This is a genomic window from Dietzia sp. B19, from assembly GCF_014145155.1.
Taxonomy (GTDB): domain Bacteria; phylum Actinomycetota; class Actinomycetes; order Mycobacteriales; family Mycobacteriaceae; genus Dietzia; species Dietzia natronolimnaea.
Genome location: NZ_JAALED010000435.1, coordinates 1 through 1,571 on the forward strand (window position 1 = coordinate 1; position 1,571 = coordinate 1,571).

2 protein-coding genes and 1 pseudogene are annotated in these 1,571 nt (G+C 71.7%); 2 read left to right on the top strand and 1 reads right to left on the bottom strand.

Going from position 1 to position 1,571, the window contains the following annotated elements:
- A pseudogene (locus G6020_RS12240) lies at nt 1-269 on the bottom strand (O-succinylbenzoate synthase); the annotation flags it as partial.
- 23 nt (nt 270-292) lie between these two features.
- On the opposite strand from G6020_RS12240, the gene G6020_RS12245 reads away from it, so the two are divergent.
- Entirely contained in the window at nt 293-1,276 is a 984-nt protein-coding gene (locus tag G6020_RS12245) for a 1,4-dihydroxy-2-naphthoyl-CoA synthase (protein ID WP_182610820.1), read from the top strand.
- 17 nt (nt 1,277-1,293) lie between these two features.
- On the top strand, nt 1,294-1,571 hold a 278-nt coding region (locus G6020_RS12250; RefSeq protein WP_347238372.1), incomplete at its 3' end, for an AMP-binding protein.

A 1,571-nucleotide genomic window follows, 5' to 3' on the forward strand; every position in this document is an offset into this window, starting at 1 on the left:
GCCGGGACCGTGGCGTTGACGGCGACACGCGACCGCAGGGCCGGCGGCGGACCCTGCCACGCCATCTCCAGGGCGGAGCGGAGCCAGTGGGCGGCCTCGGGGTCGTCGTACTCGGGGAAGGCGCCGAACTCACCCCACCCCGCCGGCCCCTCGACCAGCGCCACCTCCCGCTCGGTGAGGCCGCGGAACCGGACCCGCATCGGCAGGGCCACCACGTGGACGCGGGCGAGCAGATCGTCGATCGACTCGGGGCCCGGTACGGATGTCATGGCTCCACGCTAACGTCGAACCCATGACCGAGAGCAGCGCAGCGCAGGGCGAGACCGGGAACCCGTTCGATCCGACGCAGTGGCGGGAGGTCGAGGGCTTCCGGAACGGGGAGGACCTCACGGACCTGACCTACCACCGCCACGTGGGCGAGGGCCGGGCCGACGGGATCGTGCGGATCGCCTTCGACCGCCCCGAGGTGCGTAACGCCTTCCGGCCGCACACCGTGGACGAGCTGTACCGGGTGTTCGACCACGCCCGCCGCTCCCCCGACGTGGGCACCGTGCTGTTCACGGGCAACGGGCCGAGCGCCAAGGACGGCGGCTGGGCGTTCTGTTCCGGCGGCGACCAGCGGATCCGCGGCCGGTCCGGCTACCAGTACTCCACGGAACACGACTCGGACGTGGCCGGCGCGACCGCCGACAAGGTCGACGAGGCCCGGGTCAAGGCCGAGGGCGGCCGGCTGCACATCCTGGAGGTGCAGCGGCTCATCCGCACCATGCCCAAGGTGGTGATCTGCCTGGTCAACGGCTGGGCTGCCGGCGGCGGGCACTCGCTTCACGTGGTGAGCGACCTGACCCTGGCCTCCCGCGAGCACGCCCGGTTCAAGCAGACCGACGCCGACGTGGGGTCCTTCGACGCCGGCTACGGCAGCGCGTACCTGGCCAAGCAGGTGGGCCAGAAGTTCGCGCGCGAGATCTTCTTCCTGGGTCAGGCGTACACGGCCGAGGAGATGTTCCAGATGGGCGCGGTCAACCGGGTCGTCGACCACGCCGAGCTCGAGAACACCGCGATCGAGTGGGCGCGACAGATCAACGGCAAGTCGCCCACCGCGCAGCGGATGCTCAAGTTCGCGTTCAACCTCACCGACGACGGCCTGATGGGTCAGCAGGTGTTCGCCGGCGAGGCCACACGACTGGCGTACATGACCGACGAGGCGGTGGAGGGGCGCGACGCGTTCCTGGAGAAGCGCGACCCGAACTGGGACGACTTCCCCTACTACTACTGACGGCGCCGGTCCGGTCCATGCCCGCTACCCGCGACCTGCGCACCCTGCCCGTCCCCGGCGGCGTGGCCGTCACCGCCCTGTTCCCCACGTTCGAGCAGCTCCTGGCCGACCGTGGCCCCGCGCTGCTGCCCGTCCCGTCCGACGACCCCGCCCGGATGCGTCTGCTCGTCGGCGCCATGCACCCCGACGAACCGATCGACGACCGGGCGGCTCTGGTGGTGAGCACCTCCGGCTCGACGGGCACTCCCAAGGGAGCGATGCTGTCCGCCGCCGCGTTGGCCGCGTCGGCCTCCGC